Origin of the sequence: Paenibacillus sp. FSL M7-0420, from assembly GCF_038002345.1 — a bacterium.
Lineage (GTDB): Bacteria > Bacillota > Bacilli > Paenibacillales > Paenibacillaceae > Paenibacillus_AQ.
Genome location: NZ_JBBOCJ010000001.1, coordinates 1,907,529 through 1,929,130 on the forward strand (window position 1 = coordinate 1,907,529; position 21,602 = coordinate 1,929,130).

General features: G+C 53.2%; 16 protein-coding genes. 7 read left to right on the forward strand and 9 right to left on the reverse strand.

All coding sequences use genetic code 11. The features are described 5' to 3' along the window. Positions 1–22 precede the first annotated feature (22 nt). Complete coding sequence (locus MKX51_RS08025) at positions 23–1,528, forward strand: alpha-glucosidase/alpha-galactosidase (RefSeq protein WP_340991986.1); 1,506 nt, start codon at positions 23–25, stop codon at positions 1,526–1,528. 474 nt (positions 1,529–2,002) lie between these two features. After that, positions 2,003–3,148: a stalk domain-containing protein gene (locus tag MKX51_RS08030; RefSeq protein WP_340991987.1), complete on the forward strand. Its 1,146-nt coding sequence runs from the start codon at positions 2,003–2,005 to the stop codon at positions 3,146–3,148. 85 nt (positions 3,149–3,233) lie between these two features. Here MKX51_RS08030 and MKX51_RS08035 read toward each other — a convergent pair whose 3' ends face one another. The 6 genes from MKX51_RS08035 to MKX51_RS08060 form a co-directional block, all read right to left on the reverse strand. After that, positions 3,234–3,809, reverse strand: coding sequence for a DUF2812 domain-containing protein (locus MKX51_RS08035; protein WP_340991988.1), 576 nt, complete (start codon positions 3,807–3,809; stop codon positions 3,234–3,236). Beyond that, entirely contained in the window at positions 3,809–4,141 is a 333-nt protein-coding gene (locus tag MKX51_RS08040) for a PadR family transcriptional regulator (RefSeq protein ID WP_340944645.1), read from the reverse strand. Before MKX51_RS08040 ends, MKX51_RS08035 begins: the two co-directional genes overlap by 1 nt. 286 nt (positions 4,142–4,427) lie before the next feature. After that, complete coding sequence (gene yhbH, locus MKX51_RS08045) at positions 4,428–5,588, reverse strand: sporulation protein YhbH (protein ID WP_209872814.1); 1,161 nt, start codon at positions 5,586–5,588, stop codon at positions 4,428–4,430. Positions 5,589–5,702: 114 nt separating this feature from the next. After that, positions 5,703–7,388: a hypothetical protein gene (locus MKX51_RS08050; RefSeq protein WP_340991989.1), complete on the reverse strand. Its 1,686-nt coding sequence runs from the start codon at positions 7,386–7,388 to the stop codon at positions 5,703–5,705. Then, positions 7,385–14,104 (reverse strand): DUF7507 domain-containing protein, encoded by a 6,720-nt coding sequence (locus tag MKX51_RS08055; RefSeq protein WP_340991990.1) that lies wholly within the window; start codon positions 14,102–14,104, stop codon positions 7,385–7,387. Before MKX51_RS08055 ends, MKX51_RS08050 begins: the two co-directional genes overlap by 4 nt. Before the next feature lie 131 nt (positions 14,105–14,235). Then, positions 14,236–14,880, reverse strand: a complete 645-nt coding sequence (locus MKX51_RS08060) for a methyltransferase domain-containing protein (RefSeq protein ID WP_340942421.1) — start codon at positions 14,878–14,880, stop codon at positions 14,236–14,238. A 171-nt stretch (positions 14,881–15,051) separates the two neighbouring features. Here MKX51_RS08060 and MKX51_RS08065 point away from each other — a divergent pair, with 171 nt between their 5' ends. Together MKX51_RS08065 and MKX51_RS08070 are read left to right on the forward strand one after the other, a co-directional pair. Continuing rightward, positions 15,052–15,480, forward strand: coding sequence for a hypothetical protein (locus MKX51_RS08065; RefSeq protein ID WP_340991991.1), 429 nt, complete (start codon positions 15,052–15,054; stop codon positions 15,478–15,480). Positions 15,481–15,683: 203 nt separating this feature from the next. Next, positions 15,684–17,960, forward strand: a complete 2,277-nt coding sequence (locus MKX51_RS08070) for a copper amine oxidase N-terminal domain-containing protein (protein ID WP_340991992.1) — start codon at positions 15,684–15,686, stop codon at positions 17,958–17,960. An 86-nt stretch (positions 17,961–18,046) separates the two neighbouring features. Here MKX51_RS08070 and MKX51_RS08075 read toward each other — a convergent pair whose 3' ends face one another. Then, the gene (locus MKX51_RS08075; RefSeq protein ID WP_340991993.1) at positions 18,047–18,502 is read right to left on the reverse strand and encodes a hypothetical protein; all 456 of its coding nucleotides are present in this window, start codon (positions 18,500–18,502) and stop codon (positions 18,047–18,049) included. A gap of 167 nt (positions 18,503–18,669) precedes the next feature. Between MKX51_RS08075 and MKX51_RS08080 the strand changes: the two genes are divergently transcribed. Next, on the forward strand, positions 18,670–19,047 hold the full coding sequence (locus MKX51_RS08080) for a DUF423 domain-containing protein (protein ID WP_036721421.1): 378 nt from the start codon (positions 18,670–18,672) through the stop codon (positions 19,045–19,047). Positions 19,048–19,134: 87 nt separating this feature from the next. Here the strand turns inward: MKX51_RS08080 and MKX51_RS08085 are convergent, their stop codons facing one another. Next, positions 19,135–19,668 carry a hypothetical protein gene (locus MKX51_RS08085; protein WP_339313361.1) on the reverse strand — a complete coding sequence of 178 codons (534 nt, stop codon included), beginning with the start codon at positions 19,666–19,668 and terminating at the stop codon, positions 19,135–19,137. 213 nt (positions 19,669–19,881) lie between these two features. Here MKX51_RS08085 and MKX51_RS08090 point away from each other — a divergent pair, with 213 nt between their 5' ends. Both MKX51_RS08090 and MKX51_RS08095 read left to right on the forward strand, forming a co-directional pair. Then, positions 19,882–20,184, forward strand: coding sequence for a YunC family protein (locus tag MKX51_RS08090; RefSeq protein WP_340942412.1), 303 nt, complete (start codon positions 19,882–19,884; stop codon positions 20,182–20,184). A gap of 276 nt (positions 20,185–20,460) precedes the next feature. Continuing rightward, positions 20,461–20,922, forward strand: a complete 462-nt coding sequence (locus MKX51_RS08095) for a Dps family protein (protein ID WP_036692784.1) — start codon at positions 20,461–20,463, stop codon at positions 20,920–20,922. 131 nt (positions 20,923–21,053) lie between these two features. On the opposite strand, the gene MKX51_RS08100 is transcribed toward MKX51_RS08095, so the two are convergent. Beyond that, positions 21,054–21,563, reverse strand: a complete 510-nt coding sequence (locus MKX51_RS08100; RefSeq protein WP_340991994.1) for a MarR family transcriptional regulator — start codon at positions 21,561–21,563, stop codon at positions 21,054–21,056. Positions 21,564–21,602: the final 39 nt, after the last annotated feature.

Consider the following 21,602-nt stretch of genomic DNA (forward strand, 5'->3'; position numbering starts at 1 on the left):
TCATTGCCGGAGGATGATTATTATGTCTTTTAAAGTAACTTTTGTCGGGGCAGGCAGTATCGGATTCACCCGCGGACTGCTGCGTGACCTGCTGACTGTGCCGGAATTCCGTAATATCGAAGTTTCGTTCATGGATATAAACAGCCATAACCTGGACATGGTCACTGAGCTGTGCCAGCGGGATATTAAGGAGAACGGTCTGGATATCACTATCTCTTCCACGACGGACCGCAGGGAAGCGCTCAAGGATGCCAAGTACGTATTTTGTACTATCCGTATGGGGGGCTTGGAGGCCTTCGCTGCCGATGTGGATATTCCACTTAAGTATGGCGTGGATCAGTGTGTAGGAGATACGCTGTGTGCAGGCGGGATTATGTACGGGCAGCGCGGGATTGCGGAGATGCTGGAGATCTGCCGTGATATCCGTGAGACAGCTGCTCCGGATGTGCTTCTGCTGAATTACTCGAATCCGATGGCTATGCTGACCTGGGCCTGCAATAAATACGGCGGTGTGCAGACCATCGGGCTGTGCCATGGCGTGCAGCATGGGCATTCGCAGATCGCTCAGGTGTACGGCCTGGAGAAGTCGCAGGTGGATATTATCTGTGCCGGAATCAATCACCAGACCTGGTACATCTCTGCGAAGCATGAGGGCAAGGATCTGACGGCGGGTCTGCTTGAGGCCTTCGAGAAGCATCCCGAGTACAGCCGCACCGAGAAGGTGCGGATCGATATGCTCCGCCGCTTCGGCTATTACAGCACGGAATCGAACGGACACCTGAGCGAATATGTGCCCTGGTACCGCAAGCGCCCGAGCGAGATCATGGACTGGATCGATCTGGGCGTGTGGATCAACGGGGAGACGGGCGGTTACCTGCGGGTCTGTACGGAAGGCCGCAACTGGTTCGAGACGGATTTCCCGAACTGGATGAAGGACCCGGCGATGGAGTATATCCCGGAGAAGCGGGGCGAGGAGCATGGCTCGTTCATCATCGAAGGGCTGGAGACAGGACGCGTCTACAGAGGTCACTTCAACATGGTGAATAACGGCGTAATCTCCAATCTGCCGGCTGATGCCATTATTGAAGCGCCGGGCTACGTGGACCGTAACGGCATCTCGATGCCGCTGGTCGGCGACCTGCCGCTCGGCCTGGCGGCCGTCTGCAACGTCAGCATTTCCGTGCAGCGCCTGGCGGTGGAAGCGGCTGTGCATGGCGACGATAAGCTGCTGCGCCAGGCGTTCATGATGGACCCGCTGGTCGGCGCCGTCTGCAATCCGAAGGAAATCTGGCAGATGGTTGACGAGATGCTGGTGGCCGGAGAACAGTGGCTGCCGCAGTACAGCGCAGCTATTGCAGAAGCGAAGGAACGCCTCGCCTCCGGTGATCTGATCCCGACGAATGCCGGCAACGAAGGTGCGGCCCGACTGAAGGTGAAGACGGTAGACGAGATGATGCAGGACCGCGAGGCCGCGAACAAGAACGCCGGGGAATCCGACAAGGGCAAGGACAGGGAGAAGGTGCAGTAAGCGGGCGTTAGCCTGATGTGAAGCGAGTGAATCATTGTAACAAGCCTCTCCCAATTCCGGGAGAGGCTTGTTTTTGCGATAGAGTATGAGCTTAGTCTGGTGGGGGAAAGGGAGGTGGCAGACAGCCGCTTCGGCTTTGGTGATGAGGGAATAGTTGGAATTTAGGCACCTGCTAATCAAACGTTGGGCAATTCTGCGTCAAGAGTTGGATAAACAACACTTAAATCTTCGAATATTCGCCAATAGTGTGGATTCCGGCATTAGCAGATGCTGTTTTTCCAATTGTTTCTCTATAACCGTCAGGAATTGAAGAATTAAGCTGCATTATTCCACTTGTTGCTACTGTGGTTGCGTTTATTCCCCATAGGATGATGTTGTTATGCGATAGATTGCAAATAAAGGGAATACAATGGAACGGAGCGAAATATAAACTTGGGAAATACAAACTATATCTATCGAAGGGGAATAAGGAAATTGAAGAAAAAAATACATATGGCTAATGTGTTGTTACTCCTGCTGATTACTCTGCTTGGGGTTGCAACGACTGCGAATACAGTATCCGCTGCAACAGCGGCGCAGACTGCAAAGGGAATGCGTGTATATGTGCAAAATAAGGAAATTCATCCGCGTGCGGCTACGGTAGTTCAAGGAGGAAGTGTGTATGTCGAATTCCGCAGTGTGGTGCAGGCTTTGGGCTTTAAGTTCAAGTATGATGCTGACAGCAAGCAAATTACAGCTACCTCAGAGGATGCTTCTTTTAAAGTTGATCTCAAAACGAAAAAAACATTCGTAAACGGTTCTCTGTACACCCATAATTCGAAAATTCCGATGGTCATTGGTTCGGGTGCGGATGCCCTGGTTGCGCTCTCTTTGTTCGAGGAGACTAACTATATCAATGCTGACTATGATAAGACCAATAAATTAGTTAAAGTATACGAGGATCTGCAAGGCAAGCCTAAAAAGGCGGATCTGAATAAAATACAGGCACTAATTAAAGCCCATTATCAGACTTTGGATGGCTTTAAGTCGATCGACAAATTTGAAATGAAATCGTGGGGAGAGTATACAGTAATGCTTGCTGATGTCTCCTTTCGTAAGACAGAAACTGAGCTCCTGGACCGGGTTGACCATGTAACCTTAGAAATGGAGCATAAGCCCGATGCCAGTTGGATGATACATAATATAGAAATCAATGATACAGACTATCTAAACTATACTTCATTGATTAATAAAGAGGTAAGTGTTTCGGCCGCAGATAAAATGGCCATTCGCGAGTTGCTCGCTGCGTATAGTAAAGCTATAAATGACAAAGATGTGGAGGCGGAACTGGCGCTGCAGGACCCTGCCAACAAGACTGCTGACTACGAACAGGAGATCAGAAAGCTCCGGGAATGGTCGAATCGAAAATATGATATAGAATATACGCAAGAACAGGTGGTCATTGTCTCTTTTTCGGCAAAGAAAGCAGTTGTCTATTCTATCTATACACTTCAAGCTAACAACGATCCATCGAAGTTTAAGGAGCGGTTCTACTCACTTACCTCTGTAGTTAAAAGTAAGGATAAATGGTATATTGATTCAAATGAAGGAGTTGCGCTTGGTAGAGAGGTTGTCAAGTAGCGTCTGAATCATAAAGAGGAGACCTTGCAGGAGCTATTACATGACCTGCGGGTCTCCTTTTGTATATTTATTCCTCGCTCCCGCCTCACTCCCGAATCAGCTTCTCCTGCTGCAGACGGAGGATCTTGCGGCGGACGGGTATGCTGAGCCAGACGAAGAACAGGCCCAGAATGATAACAGACACTCCCACGATGAGGTTGATTTTGTAGATGTTAGATGAAGTATTCAGCGTAATCAGCATGATATTTAAGGAGCCGATGATCAGCTCCATGAACGCGAGGGACAGATAGACTTTATAGATTCTCTGATAGTGCTTGATCTTGGAATCTGCATCGGTATAGATCTGGAAGGGGCCTTCCGAGGCCTTCCTTCTGAAGAACACCCAGCGTTGGTTCATAAAGGCACGATTGGCCTTGTTAGGGGTCCCGGACGGCACCCGCTCGGCTCCGGTCTCCTCCATGAATTGCAAGTAGCCTGCCGCCTCCTTCGGGTCCTTCTCCAGCAGCTCAATCCGGTAAATATACTCCCCCTTAGCGCTCTCTTCGAACACATAACGGGCCCAGGAATGCTCCACCAGGGCCAATCCCTTGGCCGACATTTCATTCAGCCACGCTTCTTCCTTCTCGTAATCCATGAAAAATTTGCGCACCACCTTACTCATTACGCTTCGCCTCCCATTAGCTTTCTTCCATTGGTGAGCAGCTCGTCAAGCCGGGTCATTTCATTCCGGACTATCGATTTGCCCAGCTCTGTAATCTGATACTCCTTCTTGCGGGAATCTTCTCCGCCAGCCAGCAGCGTGATCCATCCTCGTTCCACAAGTGTGCTTAACGCCCCGTATAACGTGCCTGCACCCAGCTCCACACGCTGATTGCTCAGCAGCTTCACGTTCTGCATAATCCCGTAGCCGTGCATTGGGGTGAGCAGTGACAAGAGGATATAATAGACGCCTTCGGTCAGCGCCCCGTATTCATTGTTGCCGGACAATGCCATCACCTTCCTTATCGCGCATCTTTAAATCTCATTTCACAGACCGGAAATTTCCTTTGTATCATTCGGCGTTATAGCATCTGACGTTATACCATCCATCGTTATATCGTTAACCGATACATTTAGTATATCGGCTGACGATATAATAGTCAATAGACTTTTGCGGCACAATTGGATTCCACGCATCAAAAATCCCCCGCCCGCCGTTCGCACGGTTTGCAGGGGATCGTCATTACAATATGAATCTGCGCGTAACGCTCGCTCTACGGTCAGTCCGGAGAGCAGGCGCTCAGGCTTCGATTGCCTTTTTGCCGAAAAAAGCCTTCAGCGCCAGATACACTTCCTTCTTATCCTTAATCACATAATGCATGAACTGCTCCTGCTTCAGGTGGCGGTAGGCGGACATCAGGGTGCTGCTGCGGTTGTACTGGTTCACCTCGCCGTAGCCGAACATGTTGCTGCGCTTCAGCAGCTCGCCGATCAGCTTGACGCAGCGCTCATTGTCGGAGGTCAGATTGTCGCCATCCGAGAAGTGGAAGGGATAGATGTTGTACTTGGCAGGCGGATAGCGGCTGTCGATAATCTCCAGTGCTTTCTGATACGCCGAGGAGCAGATCGTCCCCCCGCTCTCCCCCCGGGTGAAGAAGTCATGCTCGCTGACCTCCTTAGCTTCCGTATGATGGGCCAGGAACACAATATCCACCTTCTCATACTGGCGGCGCAGGAAGCGGGTCATCCAGAAGAAGAAGCTGCGGGCGCAGTATTTTTCAAAAGTGCCCATACTGCCCGAGGTGTCCATCATGGCAATAATCACGGCATTCGAGTGGGGGACCGTGATGTCATCCCAGGTTTTGTAACGCAGATCATCGGGGCTGATGCTGTGTATTCCAGGGTTGCCGCTGCTGGCATTGCGCCGCAGATTCTCAAGTAACGTACGTTTTTTGTCGATGTTCGACATCATGCCTTTTTTGCGGATATCGTTGAAGACAATCGATTTGACCTCAATCTCTTCCTTATCCTTCGGCTTCAGATGGGGAAGCTCCATGTCCTGGAACAGTATATCCTCCAGATCCTCCAGATCGACTTCGGCCTCAACGGTATCTGCGCCGGGCTGATCTCCCGCTTTATCCCCTTTGCCCGGCTGGGCCGACTGGGAATCGCGGCCAAGTACATCCCCCACCTGGCTGTCCCCGTCCCCCTGGCCGACATGCTTCTGCTTGCGGAAATTATAGATAATCCGGTATTCATCCAGACTGCGGATCGGCACCTTCACAATCTGCTTGCCGCCCGACAAAATAATATTCTCTTCAGTAACCAGATCGGGCAGGTTGCCCTTGATGGCTTCTCTGACCTTTTGCTGGTGACGCTCCTGATCCTGATGGCCTTTGCGGTGAAGGGACCAGTCTTCTTTGGATACGACAAATGCGTATGGACCGGACGGCTGGGACAAGGATGACCACCTCCCATGGACTGTATTCTTCGGTATTGTCACTACGGAGACTGAGACGAAGCAGCAGGTTGTAACTAAAGTATATTCAGGGAGATGGGGGATATGTGAGCAGTATTATTCACTGATTTCTTCAATGAGCAGCCGATAGCTGTTAGAACGGGCTTCACCGGAGTACCGGCGTCCGTCGATGGTGAACAGATATAGGGCGGCCGTAGAGCCTTGAAGATCCTTGCCCATATAATCCGCATTTATTCTGACAAAATAAGTGAGTGTGACGGTCTGCCCCGCTTCCAGCGTTCCCAGAGCAACTGTTCCGCTATACGGCGTACCGGGCACGGCGATAGCGCTTATGGTAACGATATCGGGATCAATGACGGTACCCTGCGGTACAATTCGGATCACCGAGACCTCAGCCGGATAATTCCCGCTGTTGGACACGTAAATGTTGAATTCAGCTATGCCTCCAGCCTCGACAACGGGCGGCTCTCCCTGAATCTGAATGGAAATGATGGGCGTGAACAGCAACGTGGTCACCGCATTGGAGCGGGAGAGCTGCCCGACATTGCGCCCGTCCGGCAGGGAGAACGTATACTGGACCACTCCCTGATTCTGAATGGCCGGCGTCTGGCGGATATCGGTGGCACCTGGAATAGATACGAGAAAATCTACTGCCACAACAGCACCTGCCCGTAAGGTGCCCAGCGGAATTCCGTCCCCGGGGCGAACGCCCCTCTGGGGAACCCCGTCAATACGGACGCTGTCCCAGACGAACAGTACGCTTGGCGGAATGGCGTCCGTCAGCAGCGCGTTCACCGCCAGATTGCCGCTGTTCTGTACAGTGAACTCGTACCGCAGGTTGTCGCCGGGCGCTGCGCTGTAGAGATCAACCTTCAGCGTTACCGATAATCCGGGCTGGATGACCGTAATCTGAACCGTGTTGCTTGTGGTGGAGGTTCTGTTGTCGTTAGCCTCATAAGAGATCTGTGCATTCGCCAGAATCACCGATCCTGGAGGATTCGAGGTCACCCTAGCGCGGTAGGAGACCTCGGCGGCTGCGCCTGCTGGGAGCGAACCCAGCCCGATGCCTGAAGCCGGGTCGGCCTCAGGCTGATAAATCCCGGCTGCGGTAACACTTCCGGGAAGGAATGAGGTGCCTTCCGGCAGGGGAAGCACAGCAAGGACTCCGGTCAGCGGCAGGGTGCCTTCATTCCTGAGCTGAAGGGTATAGGTGACGACATCCCCAATGAAGGTAGTGGGAGTGCTGGTCGAGAGCAGTGAGGATAACTGGTAAGACAGCAGGGAGACACTGACCGGATTGGAGCGGATCTCCCCGTTCACCGTTCTTCCTTCAGGTGTACTGAAGGAATACGTGCCAACCGCCCTGTTATGCAGCGCGAGTGAAGGCGGAAGCGAGATGACAATGACCTGGAAGGCGATACTGACTCCCGAATGGGGGGCGAGTATGCCCAGAGGAATGCCGGAAGACGGAGTGACCCCCGGAAGGGGGACTCCGTCTCTAAGCACACTATTGGCAATGAACGAGACGCCTGGGGGAAGCACATCCGTGATGGTGACAACCGCCCCGGTATTGCCGCTATTCCTGGCGGTCACAGTGTAGACGAGCGTCTCTCCCAGGGAGGCGCTCAGGCGGTCTGCTTGCTTCTGCAGCGATAGTACCGGACCTACGACAAGCGTATTGACGGTATTGGAATAGGTAACCGATTCAGTGCCCTCTGCCGAGCTGTACAGAACCATGGACTGATTACTTACGACAGGCTGGAGCTGTGAGCCGTCTGTCATATGACGATGACCTGAACCTGGAAGGTTACCGTTGTGGTCGCTCCCGGGGCGATCGTTCCGATCACGATACCGGTGCCCGGATTGGCTCCGGGACGCGGAGTACCGTCCACAGTTACGCTGCCAGCAACGAACTGGCTGCCGGCCGGGATCGGGTCAACAAGGACCACATTGTTGACGGGAACAATGCCGTTGTTGGTTACGGCAATCGTGTAGGTGATGATATCGCCGACAACCGCGTCGACAGCCGGTGTGCTCTTCACTGCTGTTACATCCGGTGAGGAGACCGGGATGACGAGTGTATTCGATAGTGTAGAGCCTGAGAGCAGACGTCCATCAGGCGGCGTGAAGGTGAAGGTTGCCGCCGCCTGGTTCACCAGCTGCTGCGGTGAAGGCAGGGAAGCGACAGTTACCTGCAGGGTGACTGTCATGGTGACGGTAGCTCCGGCAGCAACGGTGCCAAGATTGATGCCGGTAGTCGGATCTGCACCCGGAACAGGCTGGCCGTTGATCAGGACGCTGTTCGGAATGAATACAGCTCCTGCCGGAATGGAGTCTGTTAAGGTAACAACCGCTGCAAGATTGCCCGTATTCGTCACACTGAGGAAATAAGTGACGGTATCTCCAACCGTGGCATTAGTAGTATCCGCAGATTTCAGGACACCGATAATCGGCTGGAATACCGGGGTAATCAGATTATTGGAATAAGAGGCGCCGGAGAATGCCCCGGAGGTGAAGCTGACCGAAGCCTGATTGTTGAGTGTAGCCGGATTAGGAAGACTATTGACGAGAATATTGAAGGTGACCTGGACCACTGCGCCAGGGGCGATAGTGCCGAGCGAGATCCCGTTCGCAGGGTTCCCTCCCGGCAGCGGAGTGCCGTCCACGACCACGCTGCCGGCTACAAAGGAAGAACCAGCCGGAATCGGATCACTCAGCACCACATTGCTGACCGGGGCAATGCCGCTGTTGGTAACTGTAATACTATACGGAACGGTATCGGTCACTACGGCATCGGTAACAGTGGTGCTCTTGACCACAAGTACATTCGGCGAAGATACAGAAATCTGGTTGATGTTCGAGCTGGCCGACTGGTTGAAGACGCGTCCGTCAGGCAGCGTATAGTTGAAGGCGATAATGGCCTGATTGCTGAGCTGCTGGCTGGCTGGCAGCGTGTCGATCACCACAGAGAATAGTACGGTCAGTGATGCACCGGCTGGAACACTGCCCAGAGGGATTCCGGTAGCGGGATCTGCACCCGGAGCAGGGAAGCCGTTAATCAGCACACTGTTCGGAACCAGAGTTGTACCTGCGGGAATGGTATCAGTCAGCGTGGCCGATGCCGCATAGTTCCCTGAATTGCTGACATTGACGGTATAGACAATGGTATCGCCTACCGTTGCATTCTGAGAGCTGGAGCTCTTGGCTGCAGCGATAACGGGCTGGAAGACCGGAGTGGTCACAATGTTCGAGAAGGCTACACTGGACAGGGCGCCGGAAGTGAAGCTGACGGATGACTGATTGTTCAGTACTCCTGAAGACGGCAGAGACGTAACCGTTACGTTAAAGGCCACCGTTACAGAAGCGCCCGGAGCGATGCTGCCTATGGTCACCCCGGTAGCCGGTGAAGAAGCAGGGCGGGACACGCCGTCTACGAGCACACTGCCCGGAACAAAGGCGGTACCGGCAGGCAGAGCATCTGTGAATACCACATTATTAACCGTAGCAATACCGTTATTGGTCAGGGTCACGGAATAAGTGATGGTGTCGCCCACATGGGTTGCGGTGGTTGCGGTGGTTTTGACGACAGCCAGATTCGGGTTCGAGACAGGGATGGTCAGGGTGTTGGTGAGCACCGACCCTCCCAGGGTTCTTCCGTCAGGCAAGGTGGAGCTGTAAGCAACCGTTCCCTGATTCACCAGCAGCTGCGGCGATGGCAGTGAAGTGATCACCACCGAGAACGAGACAGCTACAGTCGCCCCCGGAGCGATAGTTCCGGCAGCAATTCCTGTGGAAGGATTAGCCTGCGGCAGAGGCAGCCCGCCAATCAGCACGCTATTGTCTACAAAGGTGGTGCCGGCCGGAATATTGTCCGTAACCGTCAGGCTTGCTCCATAGTTGCCTGTATTGGTGACATTTATGGTGTAGGTTACGGTATCGCCGACCGTTGCATTTGCAGTATTTGCCGTTTTGGAAGCAGCGATATTCGGCTGGAAGACGGGGACTGCGACCGGATTCGAGAAGGTGGAGCCGGTAAAGACGCCGGAGGTGTAAGTGACAGTCGCCTGATTATCGATCGCGGCATCCAGAGGCACCGAGGTTACCGTAACGCTGTAGGAGACCACCGTAGAGGCGCCGGAGGCAAGTGTGCCGATAGTGATCCCCGAGGCCGGATTGGCACCCGGGAACAGCACACCGTTCACCGATACACTGCCCGGTACGAAGGTAGCCCCGTCCGGTGTTGGATCACTGAGCACGACATTGTTGACAGGGTCCATCCCGTTATTAGTGATGTTCACGGAGTAGGAAATCGTATCCCCAAGGGCAACGGAAGTGGAAGTTGTGCTCTTCACCACCGCCAGATTGGGGGCGGAGACTGCGATGGTTACGGTGTTGGAGACGGCGCTGCCGCTCAGCAGCCGTCCGTCGGGCGGAGTGAAGGTATAGGTGGAAGTGGCCTGATTGACAAGCTGCTGCGGTGAAGGCAGAGATACGATGAAGACGGTGAAGCTGACGGATACACTTGCCCCGGGAGCGACGGTTCCGACTGTGATTCCGGTATCCGGTGCAGCCCCCGGCTGAGGAAAACCGCCGACAATGACGCTGTTGGGGTCAAAGGTGGTACCGGCCGGAATATTGTCGGTTAACGTGACATTGGCCGCAACATTACCGGTATTGCTGACCAGAATGGTATATATGACCGTATCACCGACTGTAGCGTTCAGGTCATTGGCGCTTTTGACAAGGGAGATCTGCGGCTGTGTGACCGGAGTGGTGGTGACGTTGGACGATGAAGAGCCGGAGAAGACCCCGGAGGTGAAGCTGACGGTGGACTGGTTATTCACCTGTGAAGGAATCGGCATGGTTATTCTCACCTCGAATGTGACGGCAACGGAGGCTCCAGGCCCCAGGCTGCCGATTGGGATGCCGGCGGACGGAACTGACAACGGCTGGGAGACGCCGCCGACAATTACGGTTCCGGGAAGGAAAGCTGTATTCTCTGGCAAGGGATCGCTGAGAATGATGTTGCTGACAGAAGTAATACTGTTATTCGTCAGCACAGAGGTGAAGGTAAGAATGTCTCCGGTGACCGCATCAATGGCATTGACGCTTTTGACAACACTGACATTCGGAGCCGAGACGGGAACCGTAAGTGTGTTCGACACTGTGTTACCGCCGAGCTGACGGCCATCCGGCAGTGTGAAGGTGAATGAGGCGGCGGCCGAATTAAGCAGCTGCTGGTTTGGGGGAAGCGAAGTAACCGTAACAAGGAAGCTGACTACGACGCTGTCTCCGGGAGCAAGCGGCCCCACCGGAATGCCAGTTAATGGGCTATACCCGGGCAGGGGGGTCCCGCCTATACTTACGCTGTTGGTCTCGAATACCGTCTGCGGCGGCAGGGCATCGGTCAGATTCAGCATTGCCGCGATATTGCCAGTGTTGCTGGCCAGGATGGAGAAGGAGAGCAGACTGCCGACAGAGGCCTGCGCAGGGCTAGAGCTTTTGACAAGTCCAATGACTGGAATGAAGACCGGGGTAGACACTGTATTGGACAGGGCTGCTCCGCTGAATGATCCGGCCGTAAAGGATGCGCTGGCCCGGTTGCTCAGTTGAGGCGGGCTTGGAATAGAGTTCGCATTAACCTGAAAGGCAACGATGCTTGTGGCGCCCGCAGCAAGTGTTCCGAGAGCAATTCCGGCATTTGGATTGGCAGAGGGTACGGCCGTTCCGTTCACCGTAACAGTTCCTGCTACAAAGGCACTGCCTGCCGGAGCCGGATCAGACAGCACTACATTGTTAACAGCTACGCCGCTGGGGTTGGATACAGAGACGGTGTAGGTAAGATATTCGCCTACAGCCACTGAGGTGAGATTGGCGTTTTTGAGAATCGTGATGTTGGGGGCAGAGACTGGAATAGTTACCGTATTGGATACACTTCCGCCGGACAGAGAGCGTCCGCTGGGCAACTGATAGGTATAGCTGCTGCTGCCCTGGTCCGTCAAGGTTGCCGGAGACGGAAGGGATTGGACAGCGGTCAGGAAGGTTACGGTCAAGGCGGCTCCCGGTGCTGCGGACCCGAGCGGGATTCCGCTTACCGGAGAATCTGACGGACGGACCACACCGTTTACTGTGACGCTTCCGGCGACGAAGGCAGACCCGGCAGGGATCGTGTCAGTTAAGGTCACCGTTGCTGCGAGGTTGCCAGTATTTTGTACTTGCAGGGTATACAGAACATTTCCTCCAACCGTGGCGCTGCTTGGGCTGGAGCTTTTGACGATACCGATTATTGGCTGGTACACAGGAGTGAGGATTGTATTGGACTGTGTGATGGCGTTAAATGTCCCCGAGCTGTAAGAGGCTGATGACTGGTTGGCAAGCTGGCCGTTTCCCGGCACAGAGGTGACACTAACCTGGAAGGTTACCGTTACGCTGGTGCCCGGAGCGATAGTACCCACAGATATCCCTGAAGCCGGATCAGCCGAAGGCCGGGCGGTACCCGCCACCACCACGCTTCCGGGCACTAGAGTGCTGCCTGCGGGTATCGGATCAGAGAGCACAACGTTCGTGATGGCGACGATTCCGTTATTAGTAACCACAGACGTATACTGCAGGGTATCGCCTACGGCGACATCCGGGAAGCTGGCGCTTTTGACAAGGGCAACATTCGGCAGTCTGACCGGTATGGTGAGCGTATTGGAGGCAGCCGTACCGTTCACGGTCCGCCCGTCAGGAACCTGGAAGGTATAGGCGGCTGTAGCCTGGTCCACCAGCTGCGGGGGAGAAGGCAGACTGTTCACCAGTACACGGAACTGGACCGTAGAGCTTCCTCCCGCCGCGATGGTGCCGATGGCGATCCCGGCGGCGGGATTACCCGCCACAGGCGTGCCGTTTACCGTGAAGCTTCCCGGAATATAGGAGCTGCCGGCAGGAATGTTATCCGTGAGCGTAGTAGTGGCGCCGATATTGCCGGTGTTGGAGATTTGCAGGGTGTAGAGAATCTGGTCTCCGACAGTTGCGTTGGTCGTATTGGCGCTTTTGACAATGCCGAGAACGGGAGAATATACCGGCAGTGATTGTGTATTGGATGGAATGACTCCGCTGACAATCGGGCCTCCGGCTACACTCTGGAAGGTGAAGGCAGCGTTAGCCGTGTTGGGCACAAATTGCGGATTCGGCAAGGAAGTCACCCTGGCTTGATAAGTCACCGTTATGGAAGTGCCCAGAGCAAGTGAACCCAGCGGGATGCCGGAGGTTATATCATAAGTCGGTCTGGCAACACCGGCTACCACCACGCTTCCTGTGACAAAAGTAAGGCCTGCCGGTAATGCGTCCGACAATACAACACTGGCTGCGCTTGCCGTACCGGTATTGTTGACCGTTACAGTGTAGGTGACCAGATCACCAACGATGGTACCGGCGACATTTGCGCTTTTGGTCAAGGAGATCTTGGGCGCATTAATATCTATTTGCAGCCCGTTGGCGTTAACGACATACGCATCGCCCGATGTAGTCAAGGTCAGGAGAGCCGAGGACTGGTTATTGACCAGACGTGCAGAGACATCCACATTTGTAATATCCCAGCCCTGCCGCCCGCCGATAATGTTGGAGCCCGGACTGCCGTTGGTCTGGTTACGGGTGCCGAACGTGCCGGTCGTATTCAGATTGCCGGTATCATTGTTAATCTGCGAGGCGAAGAAGTTGCCCGCAAAATTGTTAGGCCCGGAGAGGGCGACTTGAGTGGTGGAGGTAGGGCCGAATAGTGCCTGGTCGCCCGAGCGGTTGGCATCTCCTTCCTGGGCGCTGAACTGGATACGTCCGCCCAGCGCACCGGTGACGGGGGTGGCGAACCCGGTAATCGTCGTAACTACCGGTGCCGAGGAGGCTTGGACAAGGACAGCACCTGCGCGCAGAGACATGTTGCGGAAGGGCAGCGACGGATTCTGGTAGATAACGGCAAGTGTCCAGCCGGCATGGTTGGCAGTGGAATCACCGGGAATTACGATAGTCCCAACTACACCGCCAGTGACATAGGTTCCGGCACCGGAGGCTTGAATGGTGCTGGTGACATTGGCGGAACGGACATATGCGAGTGCACCGCCGCCCAGATCCACCGAATTGGCTGTGGCTGAATCGGGGGTTACACTGACCGTGTTCCCGAGCGGTGTAGTGAAGGATACAGGGTTGTTGATTGCCGCAGTGAGATTGACGGTACCGTTAACATAGGAGCCGCCCCAGATCAGCTCGGCATACAGAACTGTGCTTCCGGCAGGGAGAACCAGAATGGCTGCTGAACTATTGTTCTGATATAGACTGGTAGTGCCGGCAGGGTAAGTGCCGTATACAGAAGCTGTATTAATCGTAGAGAAGCCTCCGATACTGTCCTGTGTACCCGGTACACCGGCAGTTTCAGAGCGGCTTAGTCCCAGCGTGTTGCCAGTGAAAGTGATGGCGCCTGTTGCATTAACCGTAGACCTAACGACTAGAGGAATAATTTTCACCTCCTTTTGAGTAGAAGCTCAGACAGTCAAAAAAAAGCAGACCGGCTCCTGTGTGAGCCGATATGCCATCTTGCTTGTGTTGTATTAGCCTATGTTCCGTTTTGGGCAATCTTGTATGTCCACCCCGAATTTTATAACATATATTTCCTGTTCTGCAGCCGGAGCCGGCGCTCTAGCAGTGCCTGTGGTTCAGGCAGCACCTTCCGGCTCATCGCCTCCAGTTCCTCATCGGTAATCTCCCGCTTAATGACGGCGAAGTGGTACATAATTTCGTGAATGACATTGGACTGCAGCGTCTTCAGAACCTCGAGCTCTTCCGCATCATACAGATTGTCGTCATACGGATATTGATAGAACAGCTCCATCCGGAGCAGTCTGAAGTCAAACGGCGGCAGCGGCACGGGATAATCCGGGATCTCCGGGCACAGCGGGCTTTGATAGGGCTGGAAGAAGCAGCCGGTGAAATACCGTGGGGTATACTCATCGAACTTTTGCTTAAACATAGGGTTGGAGGCATGCGGGAAGCTATGGGCATAGGGTGAGAGAATACACACGACCGCTTGGTGCGTGCTTATTCTATAAATCTCTGACATCGCTGCAAACAGATCGTTCACGTAAGGCATCACCCGGCTGGCCATAACGAATTCAGCCGTATTGTCGGGCAGGGGGATTCCTTCGCAAATATCGCAGACGATATCCACTCCGGGGTACTGGGTGCGGTCGATTCCCAGATACCCGGACTCTTTGCCGGGGCCGCAGCCGATATCGATTCTCAAGGATACCACTCCTTCAAATGCTGAATAAGGCTCTTCATGTATTGTATTAGTCTGGCGCTTCTGTGCGTACGGCTGATGCCCAGCCCGTAACGGCAAGTTTACACTACCCGGCTTGCTGGGTAATCCTTAGGTAAGGTAAGCAGCACACAACCAACAGAGGAGGTACACATCATGAGACTAGAGCGTACGCTACCCGCTATGACAGCAATCGCTGTATTAATGCTCACCCTGACGGCTTGCGGCGGAAACAGCCCTGCGGAAGCCCCCGGACAATCATCCTCAGCAGGCTCATCGGGAATCCCTGTACAGACAGCGGCGGTACCTCTCGCCAGTCCGGTGCTGAAGCCTGGTCCTTCCGCAGCCGCAGAATCCGAGAAGATTCAGGGCTCCGGCACCTATGTCGGGCAGATGGATCCCCATTCCGTGGAGATTGTGACAGAAGAAGGGCCGACGGCCTTTGAACTCGGTGCAGGCACAGCGGATGCGCCGGAAGGGCTTGAGATGGATGATCCTGTAGTATTTACTTTTGTGGAAAAAATAGTCGGAAAAGATCCTCTAGTGATTCAGCGGGTATTGTCCAGTCTGACAAAAGCGGACTGATTCGGCAGAGTGCCCTGAACCGGACCCGGGCTGCAATGGAGGAATATCCCATGGGTATCCGCCATTGCAGTTCTTTTTGCCGCCTTTGGAATCGGCTCCAAAGGTTATTTTTTTGTAACCGGTTCAGAGAGAAACTTTTTCCGCCCGGCTTGCGTCAAAGAGATAGAAATTGAGAATGGTTTCCTATCCGGGAGGGTGAGCTTGTGAAAAAGTTATGGATTTCGATTGTAGCAGGATTATTGGTGTTCCCGATGTTGTTTCAGGCTCCGGCACAGGCAGCAGCAAAACCCATCAGAGTTATTATTGACGGGGTGACCTTGTCCACAGATCAGCCGCCGATAATGGTGAACGGACGGACTATGGTTCCCCTGCGGGCTATCTTTGAAGCCTTCAATGCCGACATCAAGTGGAATCAGAAGACACAGACAGTAACAGCTTCCCAGAACGATACAACGATTGTACTGAAGATTGGCTCCAAGATCGCAACCATCAACAACAAGGCAGTCAGCCTGGATGTGCCGGGCCAGAATCTGAAGGGCCGCACAATGGTGCCTACCCGCTTCGTAAGTGAAGCGCTCGGCCGCGAGGTCGGCTGGAATCCAGCTGCGCAGATTGTCACGATCACCACTCCGGTTCCGGTAGGCGGGAATGCGGCTCCGGTATCGGGAGTAACCGCCCAGGATATCAGCGATTATGGAGACGGCCGGGATCTGCAGATTAGCTTCAACCGTGCGGCTGACGAATCGCTGGTGGATCAATACCGAGTGCTTGTCGCCAAGACCGGTACTTCACTGAATCTGTCGTCTGCACTGGCAGTAGGTTCCTCTAACTATTCCGTTGCTCTGGTAACAGGAGCCAATCCTGTTGTGAAGCTGAACGCTGCCGCCAGAACGATCGACGGTGACCTGATTAAGAATAATCAGGGATATAGCGTATATGTAGTGACAGTCGGCAAAGGCAATAATACCAGTGCCCTCTCCAGTGCAGCTGCCGTTATTACATTGCAGAATAAGGCAGTTCCGGCACTGGGCACCGTCCAGGCAACGGATACCAGTGATTACGGGGATGGCCGGGATCTCTCCGTCAGCTTCAACAAGCTGGCCGATGAGAGTAAGATAAGCTCTTACCGGATCTTCGTAGTCAAAGCGTCCAATTCCACGGTGTTTGACCTGGGCAGAGCCAATGCGGTCTCCAGCAGCAATTACACGCAGATCAACAAGACGGGGAACAACATCAGTATGAACCTCTCCTCCGGCTCCAGAGATACAGATGGAGCGCTGATCAAGACGGGTGTCAGCTACCGGGTATACGTACTGGCGGTTGACAGCAGCAATGCTGCGAATAATGTGCTGTCACCTGCTTCGGCGGCCCTTACACTGGCCAATGCAGGGGTATCCAACCTGAATGTGACCGATGTGAACGATTATAATGACGGGCGGGACTTGAAGGTTACCTTCAACCATGCCTCAGACGAGACCAATATCAGCCAGTACCGCATTCTGGTTGTGCCAACGAACTTTTACAGCAGCTTCAGCTTAAATGATGCGAATAATGTATCCAGTGCGAATTATACGGCGGTAAACACATCAGGAACCTATACCGAGCAGATCCTGAATTCCTCCAGCAGAGATGTGCGCGGTTCCCTGATCAGGAACGGAACCAGCTACAAAGTGTATGTGCTCGCGGCAGGCAACTGGAACAATTCGGGCTCGAATGTGCTTTCCGCTGCTTCTCCGGCGATTACGCTGGTGAATACCTCCGGTCTCAGTGCTATATCGAATCTAAGTGTGAGTGATGTGAACGATTATGGAGACGGCCGTGATCTGAGAGTATCGTTCAATCATGCCGGAGACGAATCCTACATCAGCCATTACCGGATTCTGGTGGTGCCTATGAATTATTACAACAGCTTCAGCTTGTCGGATGCGAATAATGCGGGGAATTATACAACCGCAGGTACATCCGGGGACAGCACCAATCAGGTGCTCGATGCTTCAGCCAAAGACGTACGCGGTGCAGCCATCAAGCCGGGAGTCAGCTACCGGGTATATGTATTGACGGTTAGAAACGGCAGCTACCAGGGAGCTAATGTATTATCGGAGGGATCGGCAGCCATTACCTTATCGGCTAAGCTTCCCGTCACCTCCGTGACGAATGTGACCTACGGCATGGATAACGGCAAACTTGCGGTTAACTTCACCAAGTCTGCCCGTGAGTCGAATATTTCCGAATACCGGGTATTCGTTGTCCCTTCCAAGCAGAGCTTCGGTACTGCAGAAGCCCTTAGCGTGCAATCGTCTTACTACAGATCAGCAGTCCCTAACGGAAGCAATCTCTCGATAGCGGCTGCAGCCAGAGATATTAACGGTAACCCGATAGTAAAAGGAACCAAGTATAAGGTATACGTGCTTGCGGTAGCCAACAGCTCTGGAGTGCAGAACGGCGGACTGTCCGATTCAAGCGAAGAGTTCGAGATCTAAGCGTCCAGCTCTGTATATAAGGCTCCACAACAAAACACAGCATGTCCCGGTTAGGGGATATGCTGTGTTTGCTGTAGAGCGGGCTATCAGGACGCTCCGGCATTCACCAGAACAACGGATAGCAGAAGCATGAACAGAAGCAGGAAGCCGGCGTTGATGATGGTGCCAACGACAGCAAAAACCTTGCGCCTTCTTCGCAGGGTCAGACCGATAATACCGGTAACCGCCCCGATGATATTCACTGCGACCAGGATCAGCATCGTCAGGCCCAGATACATGATCGTTTCTGCCGAACCGGCAATCAGCATTTTATTCTCATTCATTAGAGAAGCTGCTTGGGCTCCTACATACACGAAAGTAATGGCGTAACAGACCAAGGTAATCAGAGCGATTACGAACGAAGCGATACCGGGGCCCGAGTGTTTATAATCGCGTTTGTTCTCCTGGTAAGCATAATCCGGGTTCATGTCTTGTTCCGAAGAGCCCCATCTTGCAGGCTCGGTTGCGGCGGTGTCCGGTTTGGGAGGTGAATGATAGTCCATTTGGCTGCACTCCTTGGGGTGTAATAGGTTATTACTACCACTTCATCATAACAGCGCTCTAAATGCAAGTCCTCAGGACATACAGCTACAGAATGATGCGGCTGGCAAAAGGCGAAGCTGATTGTTAAGATAGGAGAAGTTCAACTCAGGGAAGGAGCTGTATATCCATGCAACGAAGATTGGTAGGCTGGGGAGCCTTGCTGGGTATGCTGTCTGTTGCCATTGGCGCGTTCGGATCGCATATCCTTAAGCCTGTAATCAGTGAGCACTATCTGCAGGTGTACGAGACGGGCGTACAGTATCATATGTTTCATGCGCTGGCCCTGATACTTATCGGGCTTACCGCTGGGCAGTGGGGCGAAAGTGTCCGTCTGCGCTGGGCAGGGCGGCTGATGGTTGCCGGGGTTGTCCTGTTCTCGGGCAGCCTGTACATCCTTAGTATATCCGGTGTCAAGGTTCTCGGAGCAATCACTCCGCTGGGAGGCGTATGCTTCATTGCGGGCTGGATCTGCCTGGCCTTGGAGGCCTTCTCGCGCAAGAAGTGAAGTGAGGCAAGAGCTGCGTATTCGCCAAAATAATCGTAAGAGAAAGAAGCACCCGCCCCCGGAACCCGGAGCGGGTGCTTCTGTGTCTTACAGAAATTCATCGATTTCATTAAGCTTGAACGTGTAGACCTGCTTCTCGTCTACATGGTATACACTCAGCGAATTCTCCGTTTCGTCTAAGTTCAGAATACGGCAGGGCATGGATACCTGTTTGCCATGCCGGTTCGCACGCAGCCGGACGAGCTGGTTATTCTGAATGTACTGTCTGATTTTGCCGAATACATCTGCTGGAGTTTCTGCCGGTGCTGCTGCAGGCTTCTTAGCTGCGGGCTTCTCCGCAGGCTTCGCTGCCTGAGGGTCTGCCGGCTTCTCCGGCAATTTCACTGGCACCGGAGCAGGTGTGAAGCTGTCATTCTTCAGAGCCATTTTTGCGGACTTCAGCAGATGATCAATGGCTCTTCCAAGCTCCAGCCCGGAGTTGATGTTGAAATCAGTGACTTTGTCGCTTGAATTCAACATTTCAAGCAGGAACTGCAGCGCAAGCGGGTTGGTGCGGGCATTAATCAGGATGTCGACATTGAAAAGATAATTGCCGTCGGTGTGTTGTAGTTTCTTATCCATTAATCCCCCAGCTTAATCGTTAGTCACGATTTCTTTAATTTAAATTAGTGTATAAACTATACCACTAAATAAGCGGAAATTATATACCCTCCTGCATAGAAATAAGGACTTCTGACCCTCCGATTTCTCCATGAACTAGGACCATCGTCCACACGCGCTCCGAAATGAAAGCATAACCTACAACGTGAGTGTGAAAAGAAGGAGGTGCTGCAAATGGTAACGTTAGAGCCAATGCAGGTCGGCGGTCATGTCCTGGTGGGAGTTGAGGTGAAGCTGCCCAAAACTACGCTGCTCAGCATAAGTACAGACAAGGGGTATATCATGTGCGGGGCGCTGGATATAGGACTGCTGAACGAGGTGCTGAGCGACCGGCAGATTATTGCGGCAAGGGCTGTCGGGGTGCGCACGCTTCAACAGCTGCTGGCCGCGCCGCTGGAGTCTGTAACTATAGAAGCAGAGAAGCTGGGAATCGTTCCGGGCATGTCCGGTGCAGAGGCCCTGCTGCTAATGATGTAAGGCACATAGCGATGTGTAGTCAGCCAAGGAGCTTCCCGGCCCCTTGGCTGACTTTATTCTGTCTTGAACCGCCTCATTTAGCATAACCGGCGCTTGCTTGGTTCATCCTACGGGTGAAGACACAAGCTTGCAGCCAGCGGGCGGGGAAGAGGGCTTGTCCGGGGTCAGACTTGTTTCGCTCTCCAGGCAAAAGGGTAAATGGAGAATAGACAACTGCAAGGCCGGACAATGGACAAGCAGCCGGCTAAATTCAATGGATAAGGAAGGGATCATCTCATGGCTAAAGCATCAAACAAAGTGAACACCGCTTCATTGGAACAGGTACTGAACCGTCAGGTTGCCAACCTGAACGTATTGTATGTGAAGGTGCATAACTATCACTGGTATGTGAAGGGTGAGCAGTTCTTCGCCTTGCATGTGAAGTTCGAAGAGCTGTACGATGATATTACACTCAAAATGGACGAGGTGGCTGAGCGCCTGCTGAGCATCAAAGGCAGTCCTGCAGCAACTATGAAAGAATATCTGGAGCTGGCTACCATTCAGGAAGCCACAGGCAAAGAAGATGCCCGCGGTATGGTTCAGGCGCTGATTGAAGACTTCGCTACAGTGGCTGAAGAACTGACAGAGGGCATCGAGCTGGCGGAAGAAATCAGCGACCAGCCGACAGCAGACCTTTTCATCAAGATCCGCACGGATCTGGAGAAGAACCAGTGGATGCTGCGCGCTTTCCTGGGCTGATTGCCGGATAAATAGCACAATGAATTGAATATAGGAATAAAGTCTCCCTTCGGGAGGCTTTATTTATTTTTCAAAATATAAGGATTCATGTGCTTCATACACACCCCTTTAAAAAGACAGCGTAGCCGTTTTTACTTGTCGAATTGACTAAGATTTAAGGGAAGCATTGTATTCTCATCAATCATCGTTTGAATGAATTTCAGTGAAGCCTGCAGCTCCGGTTCCGAGAATTCACCCATTTTCTCGATGAATTTCTCCTCCAGGTTCTCGTGCATCCGCGCGTGGAGTTCAAAGAGCTGTCTGCCTTTAGGAGTAAGGCTGAAGTAGATTTCTTTCTTGTTGTCATTCATCCGGCTCCGCTTAATGCAGCCATCCTGGAGAAGCTTGGTGCTGATCTTAGTGATGCTCGCCTTGGACAATTTCATGGCCTCCGCGATGGTGGTGCTGTTGACAGGCTCGTGATGGCCGATGCAGTCGATGACATGAATACTGGTCAAGCTGGTTGAAGTGAGAGTAATCCCGTATTTCCGTGTGAGATCAGTAAATACATCCATTTCGGTTACAAAAGTCTCTTCAACTAAATGGGATAGATGGAGAAAACGGTCATACAGCAGCCGCTTAAGTCCTTCAGAGGAATGCATAGGGGTTAGCATCTCCTTTCTGCAAAGTACCTTTATTCT

Bases quoted from the DNA above. Each gene is read 5' to 3' on its own strand.
- MKX51_RS08025 (WP_340991986.1), top strand. From the start codon at position 23: ATGTCTTTTAAAGTAACTTTTGTCGGGGCAGGCAGTATCGGATTCACC.
- MKX51_RS08035 (WP_340991988.1), bottom strand. From the start codon at position 3,809: ATGAGTAAGGTGGTGCGCAAATTTTTCATGGATTACGAGAAGGAAGAA.
- MKX51_RS08040 (WP_340944645.1), bottom strand. From the start codon at position 4,141: ATGGCATTGTCCGGCAACAATGAATACGGGGCGCTGACCGAAGGCGTC.
- MKX51_RS08050 (WP_340991989.1), bottom strand. From the start codon at position 7,388: ATGACAGACGGCTCACAGCTCCAGCCTGTCGTAAGTAATCAGTCCATG.
- MKX51_RS08065 (WP_340991991.1), top strand. From the start codon at position 15,052: ATGAGACTAGAGCGTACGCTACCCGCTATGACAGCAATCGCTGTATTA.
- MKX51_RS08075 (WP_340991993.1), bottom strand. From the start codon at position 18,502: ATGGACTATCATTCACCTCCCAAACCGGACACCGCCGCAACCGAGCCT.
- MKX51_RS08080 (WP_036721421.1), top strand. From the start codon at position 18,670: ATGCAACGAAGATTGGTAGGCTGGGGAGCCTTGCTGGGTATGCTGTCT.
- MKX51_RS08085 (WP_339313361.1), bottom strand. From the start codon at position 19,668: ATGGATAAGAAACTACAACACACCGACGGCAATTATCTTTTCAATGTC.
- MKX51_RS08090 (WP_340942412.1), top strand. From the start codon at position 19,882: ATGGTAACGTTAGAGCCAATGCAGGTCGGCGGTCATGTCCTGGTGGGA.
- MKX51_RS08095 (WP_036692784.1), top strand. From the start codon at position 20,461: ATGGCTAAAGCATCAAACAAAGTGAACACCGCTTCATTGGAACAGGTA.
- MKX51_RS08100 (WP_340991994.1), bottom strand. From the start codon at position 21,563: ATGCATTCCTCTGAAGGACTTAAGCGGCTGCTGTATGACCGTTTTCTC.